Genomic DNA, 19,046 nt, shown 5'->3' on the forward strand with positions numbered 1-19,046 from the left:
GCAGACGGCGGCTCTCAAAAAACTCTATCGCCACCGATCGAACGAACGAGCGTCCGCACGAGGTCAACGGGACCAATCTGGTCCCACAGACCGATCGTCGATGTCGCCCAGCGCCGCCCAAACGGACAAGTCCACTGAATCGGTTTTCGTATGGGTTGATCCGTCCAACATGCCGACGACCACTAAGCCACGGTGCGTACTCGAAGCACCGACAAATCCGACCTGAGCTTCGGAACTAAAGCCCCCCGAGAACGTGCAACTCTGTGGATCATTCGGCGTCAGAGTATGGTTGTAGACCGCCCGGTGATAACCGTATTCCGAAGGGTTGGTACCGGCCGTATCGAAGGTCGATACCACGACGGAGTCCCAGTTTAGCCGCATCCATTCGGATTCGATGGCGTGATCAGTACGGTGATGAGTCCCGAAGGCTCGAAAAGAGGGTCCGACCAGGATCGACCGCAACTTTGTCCGATAGCCGATTCCACAGAGCCGCTCGGAAACAACGGCTGTATTCGACAATCCATCCATGACATCGGTCGGCCGAACTGAATTGCCGAAAATAACAGGTCCATTCGCTGCATCCTGAAAATATTGAGTCAGGCTTTGCGTCCACGTGATCGAGCTACCGTGATTGAAACGGTAGTTCGAACCGTCAACCGGATCGCTCGGGCACGAGTAAATGACAGGCGTCTGTTTCGTCAGCCAAAGACTCAGTGAACGTCGTTGATCCGACAGTTCCAGGTAGGGGTCAAGGTCGGCCCACGGATCACCAACGTGATTCGTTTCAGAATCTCTAATCGTAGGAAACTCGTTCCAAGAACTCGCGTGTTGCTGAACCGCAAGTGAAATTTGTCGAACTTTGTTCGTGCATTCCACCAATCGTGCACTCTCCCGTAGCGAACCAATTCCCGACATCGCCAATCCTGAGAGCAGGGCCAGGATCGCAATGACGACCAACAGTTCGATTAGAGTCAGGCCGCGAGTCATCAACTTTCATTCTCAGTGAAAGACCATTCAATAGGGAGTCTAACTTCCGAACCATCGAGAATTAGCTTGAGACTCTTCACAACTCTCGGCGTATTGCCTGACGCCGTTACACACCCGCTAAGGCGATAGATCTCCGGAGAAATCTGATCGAGAGACCATGTGTCCAAATACAAACCACATTCTTTAGCAACATGGATCTCATCTACAACATCCTGCACCTCAAGAATCGCAACAAACTCTCGGTTTTCCTCACTTAACATCAGTGCACTGGGTGTGACAGACACTCTTGATTCGATCTCCCAGGTAATCCCCGTCATTTTCGTCAATTGTCTTCCGAATTGATCTTCAACCCATACGTTGCGATAAGACAAGCCTGGCGTTCCACTAACGTCAGTAATTACTGCAAACGTATCGTCACCTAGGTATGCCGCCCTAGTCGGCTGCGGTGACGCGATTTCTGGATTTGATGGAACGATATCACCCGCAACAACATAAAGATCTCGCTGGTCGTTTGCTGCCCGAATAATCTTGCATTCAAAGATCAGATTTGCACCTTCCGTCACAATACCAAAATCTCTCTTGCTGAAAGCAAGTTTTGCTTCATTTGCCACCTCGTATCTGAGTACGACAGAGTCATATCTGCGACCATTCACATTTGACAATACAATTGATGCATGATGAATTCCAACATTAAGTCTATCTAAACGCAAATTAACGGCAGCCGGGCTGTCGGTTGCCTGCGACTCGATGATTTTCGCGTCAACGCAATTGCATGATGTCATCACCGAAAGTGCTGCAACATCGATGGACCCCATATCTTTAATCGGAAGTTCCAGTTCCGCTCGTTCGTCAGAGGATTCAAAAACCGGAGTGTTTGTCGGCAATTCAATTGTGGGAACATCGACGACCGGCTTTGAACTTCCCGAACCGTGCCCTGCGTTTGGTATGGGGCCATTGAAGCATCCTGCAAAGATTGCCAACCCGAGAACGCAAAAAGAAATCAATTCTGAGTTAACTTTGAACATTGTGTCGTAGTACTCTGAACGCGATTGCTGCCACAAGAATGAAACAGATGAAACAAGTACCCCAGAATGTCATCGCGCGTCCCTCGGTCGACGTCGCTGATTGAGTTATCGCGGGCCCTTGGATTCTAGATGCGTCAAATGCCAAAAAGTTAATGGGCGTATTGCCGGGGATAAACACGTATCCGTCAGAAGGTGACGTCCGATGAATCACGCAAAACTGGTCTTGGTCCAGAATTGCGATCGTGATTCCGATTGGCGCGGGCAACTTCCCTTGAAGATTCTCACTGACAGTTGCATGGAAACCGCATTCGAGGAGAACAATGAGGGCGTCTTCCAGGGAGCCCGACTTTGCGTGGAACAGTGGGTATCGAGCTGCGAGTTCGCCCAACGAAGGTGCATTCGGGTCCTCAAGCAGGAGTGCAAAATAGATGCACGCGCCCAAATCGTTGGCGGCTGGGTTACGTTCATGAACCCTTCCCGTCACCTGAAACAGCAACAAGGCTATACAAAGTGTGTGCATTACCATTCGCCCCTTGAGCGATCTTAACGATCGTTGACCTGCGTTCCACGCATCTGCTTCGCCATTCTTTTCATTAAGAACTGCTGTTTCCCCAATTCGCCGCCGACGAATGACTCTCGACGAATTGCCCCCCGTTCATCCGTGACTCGGATGCCGAACGGCAAATCCTTGGGTGGAAAACTAAAATCGACGCCGTCCACTCTGTTCTCAAAAGCCTCGATTTCCATCTGCAGCATGATCTCGCGTTTGGAACGCTCTGACGCTTGAATCCTCTTGACGTAACGCAAAGGTCTAGGGGGATTAAAACTCTCGTCCCAAGTGACATCGATATGCAACCTGCCTTGCTCCGGCAGTGCAGAAAGCGTTTGGGCTGACTCCAGCAATCCGTGTTTTGTAAACAAGACGCGGAATGTTGACTCCTCCTTGCCGGAAAGAGTCAATTCCCAACGACCACGCTCAATGGACCTACATTCAATATTGGTTTCCGCATCATTTGACTGAGCGTTCAGCCACTGTAAGATCGTCTGACCCGGCGTGATTTCATTCCAAATTTCGGTGGGCAGCACCCGAAGCGGTTGGCTGGGCGCATCAGCATCACTGGAACGTTTGAGCACCGCGATTTCGTTTCTTTTGTCACAAAAGAACGCCCAGCGACGATTTCGCATGGAAATCAAATCAAATTCGTGTCCTTCCCCGGCGTCCGGAGCGTTGTCGGCGAAAGTCAGACGCGAATGATCTAAACGGACAGTTTCACCGGCCCAGCACGCTGAAACGACAGTGCTGCCAAACGCGGAGCGGACGGTACATTTCAGTTTTCCTTCAGGCCAAGAGTGATTCGTTCGACTCACCAAAGATTTGAGTTTCGACAAGTCACTTCCACTTTGCCCGTTGGCGACACCGGACCCGTAACTGAACGCGATGATCCAACACAAGTAGACGAAGAGGTTTCCGATGCTTGATTGAAACATTGCGATGGTTCCGGCGTGAGGAGAAAGGTATATCTTCCCGGCCATTGGAGCCTGGGAATTGATGCAACCTATGGAATCACAACGGTGTAACACTGATTGCCACACGCAGATCCAGCGTCCGTACTTGTTGCCTGACAACCGGCGTACTGAATCCAAGTACACACATAATCCTGTCGACACTTGCTCTGCTCACTTTGCATGCAACCTTCGCCTGCACCACCGGCGTCACCACACTTATACCAATTCCCGGTTACCTTATAGTATCCGGGTGTTGATGAACAATTTTGTTCGCTGTGCGCTGCACATGGTGTGGCCAGCTGACATTGTGGTTGGGATTCGCATTCGCCCGTCGCGTCATCAAATGCTTGCCCATCACACGCTGCTAAGTGGTAAGTTCGAGCTAATGAATCCTCAGGGTGCTTTGCAAGGACAATCCAGAAGCTCCCAATCAGTGCCGCAAAGCCTAAAGACATTGCAATTTGATGGCTTAGCATCTTCATCGTCGTTCTCCGCCAGGTGAAACTTGCAATCGGGAAGATCCGATTACCAGAACACCAGGGTAGCATTCTAGCCCCCCCCGTCAATGTTTTGTTTGTGGATATCCCCGCAAATTGAAGGTGTCGATGATCGTAAGGGGCACGTAGTCGCGACAGCGTACTTCTCTACCCCGCCTGATTCTCGATCCAGCGGACAAGCGTTCGCACCATCACGCCGGTCGCTCCGGCATCGCGATGCGGCTTGGGACTGTCGGCAAACGCCGGTCCGGCGATGTCGATGTGGACCCACGGAACGTCGCCGACAAAGTTCTCCAAAAACTTTGCGGCGGTGATCGCGCCACCCCAACGGCCTTCGCCGATGTTCTTGATGTCTGCGACCTTGCTTTTGACTTTCTCGTTGTACAGCTCGAACATCGGCAGCTGCCACACCGGTTCGCCTTCACCGCGGGCCGCGGCCATGACGGCATCACAGGCCGATTGATTGTTGGTCATCAGACCGGCGACTTCGTTTCCCAGGGCAACCATGCAAGCGCCCGTCAACGTCGCCAAATCGACCATCGCCGTCGGTTGATGTTCGATCGCCACGTCGAGTGTATCGGACAGAACGACGCGGCCTTCGGCATCGGTGTTCAAGATCTCGATCGTCTTTCCGCTGCGTGTGACAATAACGTCCCCGAGTTTGTAGCTCGATCCGCTGACCATGTTTTCGGCGAGTCCGCAGAATCCGATGACGTTTTTCTTGACGCCCAATTTCGCCAACGCCCGCATCACCCCGACCACGGTTGCGGCGCCGCCCATGTCGCATTTCATGTCGACCATCCCGTCGCTGGGCTTGATCGACAACCCGCCGCTGTCAAACGTGACGCCTTTTCCGACGATCGCGATCGGCGGTTCGCCCTGCGGTCCGCCGTCGTGTCGGAGGATGACCAGGCGGGGCGGTTTGTCGCTGCCCGCGCCGACGGCCAGGATCGCGCGACAGTTTTCTTCGGCCAATCGGTTTTCATCCCACACTTCACACCCCAGGCCGACTTCGGTCGCCAAGGCCGCCGCCCGCTCGGCGAACGAAGCCGGGTAGATGACCGACGCGGGTTCGTTGACCAATCGCCGCGCCAAGTTGATCGAATCGCCTAAGATCACGCCTCGATCGATCGCGGCTGCGTCGGCCGATGCGATGGCGATCGTCTGGGGGACATGGATCGGCGATTTGGTTCTGTAGATCGATTGACCTTCCAAGCCGTACAAGGTGCCGGCGACGATCGCATCATGATCGACCGCGTCAAAGCACTCCGGCAACGCAATGACCCATTTTTCGTGCGGCTTGGAAACCAACGATCGGACCGCCGTGCTGGTCAGCGTGAACGCGGCTTCGCGATCGAGTTTTGATTTTTCACCCAATCCGATCAGCAAGACCAGCTGCGAACCTTCATCACCGACCCCCGGAATCAGCATCGATTCGCCGGCGTCGGAGGAAAGTTTTTCTTGATCGATCAAGCGGCTGATCACGCCGCCCAGGGCTTGATCGACACCGGCCGCGGTCGCTGACAGCGGTGCATCGTCGCAGAGGCCGACGATCAAGACGTCACATTTTTCACCGATCGGGTTGTCGGTCGCGACAAAACTCGGGCATGGCAGTTGTGGGGCGACGGGATTCGGTTGAGACTGGGACGGGCTTTCCGACATAAGATGATGACACCAATTGAGACGTTGTTGACAGACGCTTGAACAATCACGCTCGAGCAGCGTCCGAATCACTTTGCAATCGTTGTAGTTTATCGACCACCATGAAACACCGCAGCACCCGAGACGTCGTGGAGGACCTTCGCGCCGGCGGATTGTTGATCGAAGTGACCGATGCGGTCGATCCGCACTTGGAAATCGCGGAAATCCAACGCCGCGTGTATGCCAACGGCGGTCCCGCGGTTCTGTTCACCAACCCCACCGGCTGTCCGTTCCCGATGGCGTCCAATCTGTTTGCCTCCCTCGATCAGGCCCGCTACCTGTTCCGCGAGACGCTGGAGTCGGTGCGACGATTGATCGAAGTCAAACTCGATCCCTCGGCGGTCCCCAAACGGCCCTTTCGCTATGCCGGCGTCCCCCTGACTGCGGTGCGGATGCTTCCCAAATTCGTCCGTCGTGCCCCGGTCGCGGCCCATCGATGCTCGCTCGCGGACCTGCCGCAGCTGAAATGCTGGCCCCGCGACGGCGGTGCCTTCGTGACCCTTCCCCAGGTCTTGAGCGAAGACCCGACCGAGCCGGGGAACTTGATGAAGATCAACCTGGGGATGTACCGCGTCCAACTCTCCGGAAACGACTACAGCGACCAAGAAGTCGGTTTGCATTATCAGATTCATCGGGGGATCGGCGTTCACCATCAGCAGGCGATCAAGTTGCAAAAACCACTGCGTGTCGCCGTGACCGTCGGCGGTTCCCCGGCGATGACGCTGGCCGCCGTGATGCCGCTGCCCGAGGGGCTGACCGAATTGACCTTCGCCGGCGCCCTGGCGGGCCGACGCATCGGGCTGCTCCGCGGAAACCACGCGCCGGTGTATCGCGACGCCGACTTTGCCATCGTCGGATCGATCGATCCCGACGTGACCAAAGGCGAGGGGCCGTTCGGCGATCACCTGGGATATTACAGCTTGGAACACCCCTTTCCGGTGATGAAGGTCGATCATGTTTGGCATCGCAAGGGGGCGATCTGGCCGTTGACGGTCGTCGGTCGCCCGCCGCAAGAAGACACGACGTTCGGCCAGTTGATCCATGAATTGACCGACCCGATCATTCCCACCGTGATTCCCGGAGTCAAAGCGGTGCACGCGGTCGACGCCGCCGGGGTGCACCCCTTGCTGCTGGCCATCGGCAGCGAACGCTACATGTCCTACATGAAGGAATCCGCACCGCAAGAGTTGCTCACCCAGGCCAATGCGATCCTGGGCAACGGCCAGCTTTCACTCGCCAAGTATTTGATGATTGCCGACGACCGATCCGATGTGTTGGACATTCATGACATCGAAACGTTCATCGGATTTGTCCTGCAGCGTGTGGATTGGAAACGGGATTTACATTTTCATACCCAGACGACCATCGACACGTTGGACTACACCGGCACCGGATTCAACAAGGGATCCAAAGTCGTCATCGCTGCGGCGGGTCCGCCCCGCCGCAGTCTTCCGCATGAGTTACCCGCCGACCTGCGGTTGCCCGACGGATTTCAGGATCCCCGCGTCGTGATGCCGGGCGTGTTGGCGATCGAGTGCAAGTCCTTCGACGGCACAACCGGCCCCCGGATTGTCCATTCAAACGAACGTCCGAGTTCAGCGTCATCAGCTCAGCCCGACGCGTTCGCGAGAAACGCCGCGTGGCCCCTTGCCAACGCGAGCGGGCTTGAATCGACCACCGGCCGCTCCGACGTGCAGCGATTTTGCCAGCACTATCAACCCGATGATCCCATCAACGCCTTTCCGCTGATCACGATCGTCGACGACAGCGACTTCGCGGCGCGATCACTAAACAATTGGTTGTGGACCACGTTCACGCGCAGCAATCCGGCGACGGATCTGTCGGGCATTGGAGCCGAGACGATCGCCAAACACTTCGGATGCCGCGGCAGTGTCGTCATCGACGCGCGTTACAAACCCTGGCAGGCACCGCCGGTGATCGAAGACCCCGAGACCGTTGCCAAGGTCGACGCCCGCGCCACCCGCGGCGGTGCCCTGGCCAAGTACCTTTAGCAACAACAGACTGCGCCGATGAGCTTCTTAAAATCCGTGTTCAACTGTGACGCACCGGTCGCTTTGATCACCGGCAGCGGCGCCCCGCGTGTGGGGCGTGAAATCGCGACCGAACTGGCCCGCAACGGTTGCCGAATCGCCTTGCATGCCAACACCAGCGTGGACGCGGCGGGCCAGGCCGCCGACGAGCTGACGCGCCGCTACCAAAGCGATACGATCGTGACCCAAGGGTCGCTGGAGGACGATGGGGTGCCGCAGCGACTGGTCGACGAAACGGTCACCGCGTTCGGCCGCTTGGATATTCTGGTCAACAGCGCCGCGATCTGGTCACCGACGCCGATCGAGCAAGTCACGGCGGCGGAGATGCGTCGCTACTTCGAGATCAACACCGTCGCTGCGTTCCTGTGCGCCCGCGCGGCCGCGGACGTGATGAGTGATCAAACGACCGGTGGTTCGATCGTCAATCTCGGCGACTGGGCGACCGTTCGGCCCTATCTCGATCACGCCGCGTATTTCCCCAGCAAGGGCGCGATCGATGTGATGACCCGCTCCCTGGCCGTCGAATTTGCCAGTCGCAACGCTGCGATTCGGGTCAATTGTGTCAAACCCGGGCCGGTGCTGTTGGCCGATGAAGTGCCCGATCAACAACGTCTGAAGCTTTGCGCCAGCACGTTGACCGGTGGGATCGGAACCGCCGGGCACGTCGCCCATGCCGTGCGTTTCTTGTGTGAAAACACGTTCGTCAATGGTGTCTGCTTACCCGTCGATGGCGGACGATCAATCTATTCGCCCGACGGATTACAGGTCGGTGAGAACACGGGATAAAAAAAACACCCGCCCGGAGGTGGTTCCGGACAGGTGTATCGCTGGCAAGACAATTCGGTTTCGCCGCCGTGCGTTCTTGGAGAGATTCCTTCGCTTATTTCCCCAAGAAGGTGCGTTTGAGCCAAGCATTTTTCTTGCGTTCAAACGCTTTGAGTTTATCAATCACACTGGGTTTGGTTTCCTCCCGATGGTGGACCCGGGGTGGCTTATTGATCGGTTCCGGCGTCGCCGGTTCCGACTGCTCCGGTTTCGCTATGTTCTGAAAGGTTGCCGATCGGATCGGCGGAACGAGCGTGACCGACGGCTGAGTAGGATCCAAGACCGGGGCCGGTATCGGGCCGCTGACAAGGATTGAGTGTCCGACGTCCAGCGGTGCCGCGGTCGCGACGCCGGTGACGCCGAGCAACACGATCGCGGCGATGGCTATTTGTTTCATGGAGTAGAAACTCCTTTAGTCATGAGAAGGTTTCCGAGACATTGAAACATTCCCGCCAGTTAGCCGAACGCAATCAGAAAGCATCATTGATGTTCGGCAATCCGTCCTGATCACCCCATGCGAGGACGCGTTATGGTGAATCGAGGCGACTTTGCAGGTTATTTAAACTGGTCAGCCTGTTTGATCAGCTTGGTCAACAATCGATCAAACGAGGCCGCGAAGGCTTTCTTGTCTTTGGCGTTGTACGGCGCCGCGCCACCGGTTGCCGCTCCCGTTCCACGCAGCTCATCGAGAAAGTCTCGCATCGAGAGTCGAGCGGCGATGTTGGAATCGTTGTACTCGTCGCCCCGCGGATCGATCACCGCCACTTTCTTGTCGACCAATTGAGCCGCCAACGGGATGTCGGCCGTGATCGCCAAGTCGCCGGGTTGGCTGTGGACAACGATGTACTGGTCGGCGACGTTAGCACCCTGACGCACGATCACCGATCGCACCGTGACGGCCGACCTGGGGATCGGCTGGGCCGAATTGGCGACCAACACCGTTTCGATCTCCAGCCGATCGGCGGCGCGGAAGACAACCTCTTTGACGTCCCGCGGCGCCGCATCCGCATCAATCCAGATCTTCATTCCACACGCTCCGACTGTCCCACTGTGATGCCCACTGACTCATTTCACATCTACCTGTACGGTCCGCATCCACACGCTGATCGGTTACCGTCACCCGACACGACGCCGATCCCCACCAGTTTCGAAGCGGCGGGTCAACGCTTGCATCAATCGCTGCCGTCGATCCTGTTCGAACCCGACGGATCATTCGCCTGGGCGAGCAAGGATTATCAGGTCGTCGGCATGATCTATGACGCCGCAATGGAGATCCAATATGTGGAAATACGCGGTCATTGCGATGCCTCCCGGCTACGAAAGTTGGTCGAAATTCTGGCCGGAACGACTCAAATCGACCAATTCGCGGTGATGGTGCTGCCAGAGAGGCAGTGGAAAAATTTTCAAAGCTTTGCAATCTCGCTCCCCGCCAGCGACCCCAACGGCGCCTCTGATTCCAGCGTTTGACGGGCCCCTACGTTTTTCTGAGTCGATAATCGCGGCAGTTTGGAACTTTTTCGCGAACTTCCCATCAAAATTGCGACTCCAGACGTTTGATTGGCACGCTTGATGCAATACCACTTTTTCGTCAGATCGCGTTGATCTGGCAAAATCGGTCTAAAGCAATCAACCTCACCTGATTGCCCAGGCCTAGGAATCAAACCGCTGATGCGAGTCAACGCGTCGGCCCTGTTTTTCGCGAGGGATTGAACATGATGACTGCTGTTTGCAATAAAGAAGTCTTGGAATCGACATCGTGCGCTCAAAATGAGACAGCTGGCCAAGAAATCAACCTGTCGGACGCTGAAATCCTGCGTCGGGTGCGCGACATTCGGGCGACTTGGTCGCTTTCTGAGCGTGCCGCACGCCGCGAAGAAGCAGACCGTCGGTTCGAAAACTTGATCGAAACGATTTTCGCCGAGGCGGCTTGATCGGGATGATGATTCAATCCTCCGAACCCATCCGGTCTGGTCGGGTTCGGAATGATGGTACGCGACCCCTACTCCAACGTGTCGCCGCCATCGGCTTGATCATGGATCGATTGTCCGACCAGAACGCCATGATAACGACAGGCTTCCAGGAAGGACTCCAGTAGGACGAGTGCGGCGACGGCATCAAGTTGTTTCTTCTTCTTTTGACGACTGAGCCGTCCTCCAGAAAGCCGTTCCTTTGCCGCCGCGGTGCTGAATCGTTCGTCGAACAGACGCACCGGCACTCCCGTTTCATCGCTCAACCAACGGGCGAACTCGCGGCACTCTTTGCTTTTCTGACTCTCCCCGCCGTCACAGTGGATGGGAAGTCCGACGACAAACCCGGCCAGACGCTCTTGTTCGGCCAGCCGACGAAAGTACTCGGCATCCTTGGTCTCTCCCCGAACCAGGTAAACCTCCACCGGGCTCGCCAGAATGCGGTCCGGATCACAGACGGCGATCCCGATTCGGACCGTTCCATAGTCGACGCCGGCTAATCGGCCCGTCGGAGGAAACGGAGGTTCGGTCGCAGCGGGATCTTGGCCGTGATCAGCAGTCATCGGGAACGTGGGAAGGCACGTTGCAGTTGAGAGGGAGCCAATGCATGTCCGCGAGCGGTCGCATTCAACCCACGTTTTGGGCAGACCGCGTGGCCAAGTGGTTTTTGACGGCTTGGACGGGCAGCGGGATCCCTCGGATCACTCCGTCGATGACCAGTTTTTCACCGACGACGCCTTGGAAATCCGCCACGATCATTCGACCACGACGAGCTTTGCTCAATCGGATCATCAGGATCAAACGATCCCCGGGCACGACGACGTCTCGGAACCTGGCGTTGTCGACTCCGCCGAAGCCCAACATTTCCGCGCCCAGCAGATCATGTTTCTGGGCGAAAAAGCTCGACAGTTGCGCTACCGCTTCCAATTGGATCACGCCGGGCATCACGGGCATTCCGGGCATGTGTCCCCGGACCCAAAATTCGTCGTGTCGGACGTCTTTGTAACCGGCGCAGGTGAGCGTCTCGACATCCTCGTACAGGATACCGGTCAGATGCTCCATTTCATGCCGCTGCGGATTGTAGCTGCGGATCGCGTCTAGATCGGCGACCAGCTCGCTTCCGCTGAGCAGGGAGAGATCAACAATAAAATCGTTTTTTGGCACAGCAACCGCCTCTGAGTTTCAGAGCCCCGAGCTATCTCAGGTCTTGATCTTCTTGCGTTTTGCTTTGCGAGCCTTGGCGCTGGCAGGACGTCGGCCGTGATTGGCCTTCTTTAGTTTATGGTGCGGCTTTGCCATCGTGTCTATGGTTTGGAGAAAAAGGAAACGGGCGGATGCAGTCCTTGAATCCCGGAAAATAGCAGAATACTCGCTTTCGCGGTAGTCTCACCCTCGATCTGGGCCGGAGCTGCAAATTTAACACTTCCATCGGCATCCGGCAGGGTCTGCTCGGTGCCTTGGTGTGCAAAGTGACAAGATTTCATCTTCGAATGATTCGATCTTGAGCCTGAAACGTCCGGCGTCAGCGGTACATCCGGCTCGTCCGAGCGGAGGTTGCCGACGGGATGGCGGCGCCGTAGCTCAACTCGTCCTGCGGCTGGGACACGGAATAACGCCCGCTGTTGAGGACCGATGGGGGGCCCAGCGGACGGGGTGTCGTGTCAGCCGAAGCCGGATTCGCAGCCCGAGACGCCGGTTGTGGTGCCCCGGCATCGGCAATCTGGCCGAGCGCCGTCTGTTCGCGTCGCCGCTGGTACCAACTGGTCGACGCAGATGCTGCTGGCTGAGATGCCAAGGACTGAGATGCCCCGGCCGGTCCCGTCAACGCCATGCGACCGCCGGCGGCCAGCTGGTTCGGCGACGGGCTGGCGGGCGATTGGGGGCCAGTAGGTGATTGGGGCCCGTTGAGCGACCGCGGGGTCCGGGATGATGCGAGCGAAGCGGAGGCCTTGACGCGGGCTGACACGAAGGATTCAACCGGTCCGCTGCCCTGGGCCACCCAGGCCAGCCACTGGTCTTGCAGCTGTTTCAGCGAATCGTAGCCGTAGTGGGCCTGCACGTTGTCGGTCCACGACGAACTCTCCATGTAGCCTTCTAAAAAGGCGATGAACTGACGCGGCCCGGATTGTTCGATCAAAAACCGGCAAACCGAATAGCCTTGCGCGTACATCGGCAACATGTCGCTGGGGTACTCGGTCAAGCGAAACAGCTTGTTCATCGGAATGCCACGGCGGTTGCTCAAGTACTCTCGCAACTTCATTTCGTGTTTGTTGCGTTCGGCCGAATGCTCCACCGTGGTGCAGATTCCCTCGTCGGCCCAGCGCGGCAACGGACGGCCGAAGTGCGTCGCCATCACCGTGTGCGTGACTTCGTGCGGCAGCACACTATCAAGAATGCGTTCCCGTGATCCGATCACCTGCATTTGAAAGTTGCCGACCGGCGACCGGTTGTACGTCGTCGCCCCTTGGGCAGCCAAATGCGGTCCGGAAACCACTTCGATCGGACAGGGGGTCGTCCAGGGCCGCAACGGCTCACCGAGCCAATAGACCGCCAACTCGTGACGAAATTTCTCCGCATGCTGTGCGACCGCTTCGGCCAGTTCTTGCGTGTCTGCATGGACCAGAAAATTCTGTGTCCGTGCGTTTTGGGCGATCGTCTGCTGACTCGAGATGATCACGACCGCCGCGACCACTAGCGACCGCAACACACTCCATCGTCGAACGGCTTCCATGCCGTGGCACTCCGCTTGCGAGATTCCGGGACCTCATGCTTTCAAAACCGCATCCATTGCGGTGTCTGCATGGGACGTCAGGGCAGTCTAGGGATCTACGCGAACGGCTGAAAGAGAAGTTTTTACGCTCCGACCTTAGCCTTGGTCCGCGCTTCGCGAAGTCCCCGGCTGAGGATGTCACGCAGCATCGGCGAGCAATCTTCGTACTTGGTTTGATCCGGAGCACCGTTGCTGAACTGATAGATCGCATCACGTGGTTTGACACCGAGTGCGATCAACGAACTGCTGACGGTCCCGTAATCCTGGTTGCGAATCACCATGCTCGGTCGACCCGGTCCGACCGGTGCGCGGGCGAACACGCGACTGGCCACGGCCAAGAACTTGACTGGCGAATCCAAGGTCTGCAGCGTCAGGAGGCGTCGCGCCATCCGAACCCGCTCGTCATCCGGGTCGTTCAGGTTGTGCGCACCGATGATGTTCAGCCCGGGTTCCATTTCGACGACCTGCTGATGCTGGTCGGAATGAATCGCGTAGCCAGCTTTTGCATCGGCGATGATCAGGTTACAACCTTCGTATTGCGTCTCACCGAGTTCGGCGAGCGCTTTGTCGAGTGCCCGAGCTGAGCTCGTGCATCGAAGCAGGTCCATCGCAAGTGATCCGCGCGAGCGTTGCCCGAACAGCGGCATCGCCGTCGCCCGGTTGCAAACTCCGACGAATAACCCATTTTGATTGACACCGAGCCAGGTCCCACCGGCTTTCTGATCCACGCCGCATAAAACGCGAGGCTTTCCCGACTGTATTGACGGCGTCAAACTCGGCCGGTCAAAGTACTCTTCGCGATTCGCTGCGACCAGGATAGGACTCTCTGGGACCAATTGATACTGAACGGCCAATAAGCACATCTCGAAGCTTTCTTTTCAAAGATCAGTTGGATTTGGATCACGGGTGCGAGGCCGACGGATACCTCTGGGCTCACGTCGAAATCCACGTCCGCCAATCTATCCACGTCGCCGACGAATCTGCACCCCCTGATGGGGTATTAAAGGCGAAAAACTGCCGTAAATTCCGCTCGCGGGCCGCAGAGTCACCCCGCTGGTCGAGGTTTTCGGGTCGTGGCCTATTCAAAATGCCCATTTTCGGCTAGCTAGCAACCGAAAACGGACGCTCCGGCAGCACTAGTCCTTGCGGTGCTTCTTTTTCTTTTTCTTCTTGCCCGCGGCGGACTTTCCGCCGAAGGAGCCGGATTTTCCGGCGAAAAATCCGTCCGGCTTGCTGCGACTCTTGCCGCCCGGCTTGCCGCCTTTTCGAAAACCGCCCGAGCGGCTCGGGGAGTCGCCTTGTGCCGGTCCCCGGTCGGGGCGAATCCGCAGCTGCTTGCCCGATACCCAGGCCCGTTGCAGCGTTTGGAAGACGTCTTTGGGCATCCCTTCAGGCAGATCGATGGTGCTGAAGTGCGGATAGATTTTGATCGGTCCGATCATCCGGCTTTCGATGCCGGCCTCATTGGCGACCGCACCGACGATGTTTCTCGGTGCCACACCGTCGTTTCGTCCGACTTCGATTCGGTAACGCATCATGCCTGGTTCGGGCGGACCGAGAACGCGACCGCGTTTGCCGAATTCTCCGCCCCCGGCTCGCTCGTCACCGCCACGTCGACTGTCGCCGCGGTCCTGGTATTCATCCCGGGCACGCTTGGGACGGTCCTTCAACAGGAACGGCCGACCGTGTTGTGCGATCTCCGCCAGCGCCGCGGCAATCGCTTCGATCGACTTGCCAGACTCCTCGGCGTATTGTCCGATCAGGTCCTTGAACAACGTCAGGTCCTTGTCGGCAATCACCTGCGTGATCGAGGCTTTGAAGCGTTCGATCCGCGTCGCGTTGATCGCATCGGCCGACGGGATATCGACCAGTTCGATCGACTTTTTGGTGGCCCGCTCGATCAGCTTCAGTTTACGTCGTTGGGCGGGGGTCAAAAAGATGATCGCCTCGCCACTGCGGCCGGCTCGCCCGGTGCGTCCGATGCGGTGAATGTAGGATTCCGCATCGTGGGGCAGATCGAAATTAAAGACGTGGCTGACGCGTGTGACATCCAGTCCGCGGGCTGCAACATCAGTCGCGACCAACACATTCAACCGCCCGTCTTTCAATTGTTCGATCGTTCGTTCACGCACCGATTGCGGCATGTCACCGTTGAGTGCGGTGGCGGCGAAACCGTTGCGGATCAGCTGTTCGGCCAACCGCACGGTGGTGTCCTTGGTCTTGGTGAACACGATCACCCCGTCGGTCGCTTCGGCTTCCAAGAACCGCGTCAACGCGTTGACTTTTTCTTTGGGGGGGACAATCACCGCACGTTGCCGAATCGATTCGGCGGTGACCTGTTTCTTTTCGATCGTCACCAATGCGGGATCGACCAGGTATTTGTCCGCGATCGATCGGATCGGACCGGGCATCGTCGCTGAAAACAACGTGACCTGACGTTTCTCGGGCGTTTGGTCGAGCACGAACTCGACATCCTCCAAGAAACCCATGTTCAACATCTCATCGGCCTCGTCCAACACCAGGCACCGCAGCTCGCTCAGATCCAGCGTCCCGCGCTTGATGTGGTCGATCACACGTCCGGGCGTCCCGACGACGACATCCACGCCACGACGCAGTGCGCGAAATTGGTGCTCGTAGTCCTGGCCGCCGTAGATCGCCAGAACGCTGAATCCCTTCAAGTTCTCGGCGTATTTCTCAAACGATTCGGCGACTTGAATCGCCAATTCACGCGTCGGCGCCAACACCAACGTCTGGACCGTCCGCTGTTTGGAATTGATCGTGGAAAGAATCGGCAGCGCAAACGCCGCCGTTTTTCCCGATCCGGTCTGCGACTGGGCCAGCACGTCTCGGCCGGCCAGCATGTAGGGTATCACCTGTTGCTGCACCGACGTCGGCTCGGAATAACCCGACTCGACGACCGCCTCGAACACCTGGCGACGCAGTTCCAACGCGGCGAATCCGGTCGGCGCCTCTTCGTCTTCTTCTTCGCGAAGATCCGCTTGCTCGTCGGTTTCGTTGTCAGCGACGGATTGCTCGACCGCTTCCTTCACCACCGGCGGGACCGCATCGACGGCGGATTGCTCGCTCGGCTGGTCGGTTTCAACGTCGGCTTCAGCCTTGGATTCAGCAACGGCGTCGGTTGCGGGCTCTTCACTTGGCTGGTGAGTCGATTCGGCAGAGGGTTGGACCGGCGCTTCGGCTGGTGTGTCATCCTCGGCGGCATCGGCAGCAACAATCGGGGCTTCTTCAATCAATTCAGGCTCATTTTCGACCGTTACCTGATGGTCTTCTATCGACAGATTCAATTCGTTCTCGGATCCCATGATCACTTCTAGGCGGCAAACATTCGTGCTATTTCGTTCCCAGGAGACTATCCCAAGCCCCCGGAAAACGGCAGAGCGTAAATCGTGAATTGGCGACATTCACCGCTGACGGCCCTTTACGTGATAGATCGCACCACTAATCGCGGTTATCGATCGGCACCTTCCGGTTTTGCTTCTGTTAAATTCAGTCGTCATTCTCGACCAACGGGGGATTCGCTTGCTGCCGCGGCGTCTCACCGGAAGCAAATCGGAAGCGTATCACATGGCCAATGATGTGGATGAAAGTGAACCGACCGATGTCGGACCGATGCGTGCGATCGATGTGGCCGGGTTCCTGGTCGGGCGGCGGCGTTCCATCGAACGCGTGATCGCTTCCAAAACGTCACTCGCTCTGGGTGCCGCGTTGGTCGGCACCGCGGCGCTGGCCCGGGAGTATGACGCGGTCAGCTTCGTCCATCAGCCGCAGGATCTGTTGGCCCCGCTCGCCGCGTCGATCTTTGTTTCAGCCATCGTGTTTGCGGTCGTGCGGTGCTTTCACGCGTCCACGACAATCCGCAACCCCAGCACCGTCGCGGGCGACTACCGTGTCTTCTTGTCGGGCTATTGGATGACGGCACCGCTGGCGTGGTTGTACGCGATTCCGATCGAAACGATGACCGATGAGATTTCCGCGTTGCGTTTTAATCTGACGATGCTGTCGGTTGTTTCCATCTGGCGTGTGCTGTTGTTCGCTCGATTCGTCTCGGTCCGATACCGGGTCTCATGGCTCGCCGCGTTGTCATGGGTGCTGGCTCCCTGCATGGCCATCGCCGTGGTCGCGCTCTTTCAACAGATCATGTCCATGGTCTCGATCATGGGCGGGTTGCGACTGACCGAGACCCAGCAGATCTTGTTGGATTACCGCTCCAACGTGTTTGGCATAGCGTTCTACGGTTTCATTCCCACGCTTCTGCTGGGCATCGGCTTGGCGGTCGCGATCCGAAAGCAATCCGACTCGATCGCGATCCATCGTTTCCGATCAAGCGTTCTACAACGCTCGACCTGGGCGATCCCGCTGTTGGCGTTTCTCGGCCTGACCGTCGCCGCCGCGTCCTTCCAGCCGGCTCGCTATCGTGCCGCCCGAGTCGATCGGATGTTGAACGAAGGACGGATTGATGAAGCGATCACGTTCATGCAACAACAGGGCAAACATCGCTTTCCCGAGGTCTGGGATCCGCCTCCGCATTTTCCCACCCGTCGCAAGCCGCGTCCGCCGATCTCTGACCTACTCTCGGCGATCGGGCGCAATCACCCCGATCGTTGGATCAGTGATCGGCTATTGGTCCAAGCCGACGAACTGTTGATGTGGCAATTCGGATGGACGCAAGGTGTCGGCGACGAAAACTACCTCCGATCGACGCTCTACATCACCGACAGCAAGGCGCTCGTCGAAATGCAAGCACACTTCGAAAAACTCGTCGACATTCCGGCAAGCGGCGAAGAACAGCAGCGCCGCGCCCGACTGCTGGAAATCGTCAACGAGGCGATCCCCAAAGCCGAAGCGTTCGAAAACGACCTGCCCGTGTCCGAGGTCACCGAACCGGAGCCGGAAACGGATTCGCAACGAGCGGAAACGGAGTGAGAGGGCAGGGCCCAAAGGCTTGCTTTGACACTGAATGAGTTAGCGGAACGGCGCGAGCCGTCCGGTTTGACCCTGAAAGACCGGAGGGCTCGCGCCCTGCCGCTAACAAAAGTACCCCGTTTGGCGCCAAAGTAAGTGGCATTGGACGCGAACCCTTCGGTGTTTGGGTAACGATGACGAACAGGAGGGCTTGCGGGCTGCAGCTCAAGCCTCATGCGACACCGGAAATCAATGCTTTGACGCCGTGCGTTTCGGTTACGCAAACAGCGCCGAGACCAGGTTCCCGATCAATGAAATTGCGATCGCAGCAAAGAACCATGACGTGCCTTGCTTGGTGTCTCCGTTCCAAAGGCGGTGCGCCGAAAGACCGAGCAACAGCGTTGTTGCGAATACGATGGTCGTGTAGAGCGCGTGCAGTCCGTTGCCGTAGGTCTTCGGAACGAAGAATTGCCCCACCATGTAAGTGGCAAAACAAACGTTGATCAACAGAATGAAGGCGACCAGATACTTTGCCAGATTCACCGCGCGTCCAGCCTGTGCTTCCTGCGACACCGACTCGGGACTTGTCGTGGCTGATCCGTTTGACATGGCAGCTCAAACCGTTTTTGTCTGGGGCGAAGGCCTTTGATCTCGATCTCGATCGAAGCATCAAATTAGAACAGATCCTGTCTCGCCGTGCCAACCTTTCCGAGCCAAGCGCACGTGGGTGACCGAGGATCGGCTAAAGCCTAGACACCAACGCCTTGTACCCAGTCGAGTCGCTCGCAACGACT

The 19,046-nt window shown here is 57.4% G+C and carries 18 protein-coding genes; 5 read left to right on the forward strand and 13 right to left on the reverse strand.

What is annotated here, in order from left to right:
- Positions 1–63 precede the first annotated feature (63 nt).
- The 4 genes from TBK1r_RS00215 to TBK1r_RS00230 form a co-directional block, all read right to left on the reverse strand.
- Positions 64–987: a DUF1559 family PulG-like putative transporter gene (locus TBK1r_RS00215; RefSeq protein ID WP_145206979.1), complete on the reverse strand. Its 924-nt coding sequence runs from the start codon at positions 985–987 to the stop codon at positions 64–66.
- On the reverse strand, positions 987–2,012 hold the full coding sequence (locus TBK1r_RS00220; protein WP_145206980.1) for a hypothetical protein: 1,026 nt from the start codon (positions 2,010–2,012) through the stop codon (positions 987–989). Before TBK1r_RS00220 ends, TBK1r_RS00215 begins: the two co-directional genes overlap by 1 nt.
- A gap of 543 nt (positions 2,013–2,555) precedes the next feature.
- On the reverse strand, positions 2,556–3,500 hold the full coding sequence (locus tag TBK1r_RS00225; RefSeq protein ID WP_145206981.1) for a hypothetical protein: 945 nt from the start codon (positions 3,498–3,500) through the stop codon (positions 2,556–2,558).
- 662 nt (positions 3,501–4,162) lie between these two features.
- Positions 4,163–5,677, reverse strand: coding sequence for a leucyl aminopeptidase (locus TBK1r_RS00230; protein ID WP_145206982.1), 1,515 nt, complete (start codon positions 5,675–5,677; stop codon positions 4,163–4,165).
- 101 nt (positions 5,678–5,778) lie between these two features.
- On the opposite strand from TBK1r_RS00230, the gene TBK1r_RS00235 reads away from it, so the two are divergent.
- Both TBK1r_RS00235 and TBK1r_RS00240 read left to right on the forward strand, forming a co-directional pair.
- Complete coding sequence (locus tag TBK1r_RS00235; protein ID WP_145206983.1) at positions 5,779–7,728, forward strand: UbiD family decarboxylase; 1,950 nt, start codon at positions 5,779–5,781, stop codon at positions 7,726–7,728.
- An 18-nt stretch (positions 7,729–7,746) separates the two neighbouring features.
- On the forward strand, positions 7,747–8,553 hold the full coding sequence (locus tag TBK1r_RS00240) for an SDR family oxidoreductase (protein WP_145206984.1): 807 nt from the start codon (positions 7,747–7,749) through the stop codon (positions 8,551–8,553).
- Positions 8,554–8,647: 94 nt separating this feature from the next.
- Here TBK1r_RS00240 and TBK1r_RS00245 read toward each other — a convergent pair whose 3' ends face one another.
- The gene (locus tag TBK1r_RS00245; protein ID WP_145206985.1) at positions 8,648–8,989 is read right to left on the reverse strand and encodes a hypothetical protein; all 342 of its coding nucleotides are present in this window, start codon (positions 8,987–8,989) and stop codon (positions 8,648–8,650) included.
- 158 nt (positions 8,990–9,147) lie between these two features.
- Positions 9,148–9,618 (reverse strand): YaiI/YqxD family protein, encoded by a 471-nt coding sequence (locus TBK1r_RS00250; protein WP_145206986.1) that lies wholly within the window; start codon positions 9,616–9,618, stop codon positions 9,148–9,150.
- A gap of 27 nt (positions 9,619–9,645) precedes the next feature.
- On the opposite strand from TBK1r_RS00250, the gene TBK1r_RS00255 reads away from it, so the two are divergent.
- Positions 9,646–10,059 (forward strand): hypothetical protein, encoded by a 414-nt coding sequence (locus TBK1r_RS00255; RefSeq protein WP_145206987.1) that lies wholly within the window; start codon positions 9,646–9,648, stop codon positions 10,057–10,059.
- A gap of 245 nt (positions 10,060–10,304) precedes the next feature.
- A complete protein-coding gene (locus TBK1r_RS00260) occupies positions 10,305–10,523 on the forward strand; it encodes a hypothetical protein (protein ID WP_095736634.1) in 219 nt (72 codons plus the stop codon).
- Between the two features lie 68 nt (positions 10,524–10,591).
- On the opposite strand, the gene ruvX is transcribed toward TBK1r_RS00260, so the two are convergent.
- The 6 genes from ruvX to TBK1r_RS00285 all read right to left on the reverse strand — a co-directional run bounded on the left by ruvX (position 10,592) and on the right by TBK1r_RS00285 (position 16,652).
- Positions 10,592–11,122 (reverse strand): Holliday junction resolvase RuvX, encoded by a 531-nt coding sequence (gene ruvX, locus TBK1r_RS00265; RefSeq protein WP_145206988.1) that lies wholly within the window; start codon positions 11,120–11,122, stop codon positions 10,592–10,594.
- Positions 11,123–11,186: 64 nt separating this feature from the next.
- Entirely contained in the window at positions 11,187–11,723 is a 537-nt protein-coding gene (locus tag TBK1r_RS00270; RefSeq protein WP_145206989.1) for a 3-hydroxyacyl-ACP dehydratase FabZ family protein, read from the reverse strand.
- Positions 11,724–11,759: 36 nt separating this feature from the next.
- A complete protein-coding gene (locus tag TBK1r_RS38065; protein ID WP_372894368.1) occupies positions 11,760–11,858 on the reverse strand; it encodes a 50S ribosomal protein bL37 in 99 nt (32 codons plus the stop codon).
- A gap of 223 nt (positions 11,859–12,081) precedes the next feature.
- Positions 12,082–13,290, reverse strand: coding sequence for a peptidase MA family metallohydrolase (locus tag TBK1r_RS00275; RefSeq protein WP_419580802.1), 1,209 nt, complete (start codon positions 13,288–13,290; stop codon positions 12,082–12,084).
- 122 nt (positions 13,291–13,412) lie between these two features.
- Positions 13,413–14,192 (reverse strand): NRDE family protein, encoded by a 780-nt coding sequence (locus TBK1r_RS00280; protein ID WP_095736631.1) that lies wholly within the window; start codon positions 14,190–14,192, stop codon positions 13,413–13,415.
- A 273-nt stretch (positions 14,193–14,465) separates the two neighbouring features.
- Complete coding sequence (locus TBK1r_RS00285) at positions 14,466–16,652, reverse strand: DEAD/DEAH box helicase (protein WP_419580803.1); 2,187 nt, start codon at positions 16,650–16,652, stop codon at positions 14,466–14,468.
- A gap of 262 nt (positions 16,653–16,914) precedes the next feature.
- Here TBK1r_RS00285 and TBK1r_RS00290 point away from each other — a divergent pair, with 262 nt between their 5' ends.
- A complete protein-coding gene (locus tag TBK1r_RS00290; protein ID WP_145206991.1) occupies positions 16,915–18,273 on the forward strand; it encodes a hypothetical protein in 1,359 nt (452 codons plus the stop codon).
- 255 nt (positions 18,274–18,528) lie between these two features.
- Here TBK1r_RS00290 and TBK1r_RS00295 read toward each other — a convergent pair whose 3' ends face one another.
- The gene (locus tag TBK1r_RS00295) at positions 18,529–18,861 is read right to left on the reverse strand and encodes a hypothetical protein (RefSeq protein WP_145206992.1); all 333 of its coding nucleotides are present in this window, start codon (positions 18,859–18,861) and stop codon (positions 18,529–18,531) included.
- Between the last annotated feature and the right edge of the window lie 185 nt (positions 18,862–19,046).

The organism is Stieleria magnilauensis (assembly GCA_007753675.1).
Classification (GTDB): Bacteria; Planctomycetota; Planctomycetia; order Pirellulales; family Pirellulaceae; genus Stieleria; species Stieleria magnilauensis.

Excerpts from the sequence above, each read along its gene's own strand:
- TBK1r_RS00215 (WP_145206979.1), bottom strand. The coding sequence starts at position 987 with ATGACTCGCGGCCTGACTCTAATCGAACTGTTGGTCGTCATTGCGATC.
- TBK1r_RS00220 (WP_145206980.1), bottom strand. The coding sequence starts at position 2,012 with ATGTTCAAAGTTAACTCAGAATTGATTTCTTTTTGCGTTCTCGGGTTG.
- TBK1r_RS00225 (WP_145206981.1), bottom strand. The coding sequence starts at position 3,500 with ATGTTTCAATCAAGCATCGGAAACCTCTTCGTCTACTTGTGTTGGATC.
- TBK1r_RS00230 (WP_145206982.1), bottom strand. The coding sequence starts at position 5,677 with ATGTCGGAAAGCCCGTCCCAGTCTCAACCGAATCCCGTCGCCCCACAA.
- TBK1r_RS00235 (WP_145206983.1), top strand. The coding sequence starts at position 5,779 with ATGAAACACCGCAGCACCCGAGACGTCGTGGAGGACCTTCGCGCCGGC.
- TBK1r_RS00240 (WP_145206984.1), top strand. The coding sequence starts at position 7,747 with ATGAGCTTCTTAAAATCCGTGTTCAACTGTGACGCACCGGTCGCTTTG.
- TBK1r_RS00245 (WP_145206985.1), bottom strand. The coding sequence starts at position 8,989 with ATGAAACAAATAGCCATCGCCGCGATCGTGTTGCTCGGCGTCACCGGC.
- TBK1r_RS00250 (WP_145206986.1), bottom strand. The coding sequence starts at position 9,618 with ATGAAGATCTGGATTGATGCGGATGCGGCGCCGCGGGACGTCAAAGAG.
- TBK1r_RS00255 (WP_145206987.1), top strand. The coding sequence starts at position 9,646 with ATGCCCACTGACTCATTTCACATCTACCTGTACGGTCCGCATCCACAC.
- TBK1r_RS00260 (WP_095736634.1), top strand. The coding sequence starts at position 10,305 with ATGATGACTGCTGTTTGCAATAAAGAAGTCTTGGAATCGACATCGTGC.
- ruvX (WP_145206988.1), bottom strand. The coding sequence starts at position 11,122 with ATGACTGCTGATCACGGCCAAGATCCCGCTGCGACCGAACCTCCGTTT.
- TBK1r_RS38065 (WP_372894368.1), bottom strand. The coding sequence starts at position 11,858 with ATGGCAAAGCCGCACCATAAACTAAAGAAGGCCAATCACGGCCGACGT.
- TBK1r_RS00275 (WP_419580802.1), bottom strand. The coding sequence starts at position 13,290 with ATGGAAGCCGTTCGACGATGGAGTGTGTTGCGGTCGCTAGTGGTCGCG.
- TBK1r_RS00280 (WP_095736631.1), bottom strand. The coding sequence starts at position 14,192 with ATGTGCTTATTGGCCGTTCAGTATCAATTGGTCCCAGAGAGTCCTATC.
- TBK1r_RS00285 (WP_419580803.1), bottom strand. The coding sequence starts at position 16,652 with ATGGGATCCGAGAACGAATTGAATCTGTCGATAGAAGACCATCAGGTA.
- TBK1r_RS00290 (WP_145206991.1), top strand. The coding sequence starts at position 16,915 with ATGGCCAATGATGTGGATGAAAGTGAACCGACCGATGTCGGACCGATG.
- TBK1r_RS00295 (WP_145206992.1), bottom strand. The coding sequence starts at position 18,861 with ATGTCAAACGGATCAGCCACGACAAGTCCCGAGTCGGTGTCGCAGGAA.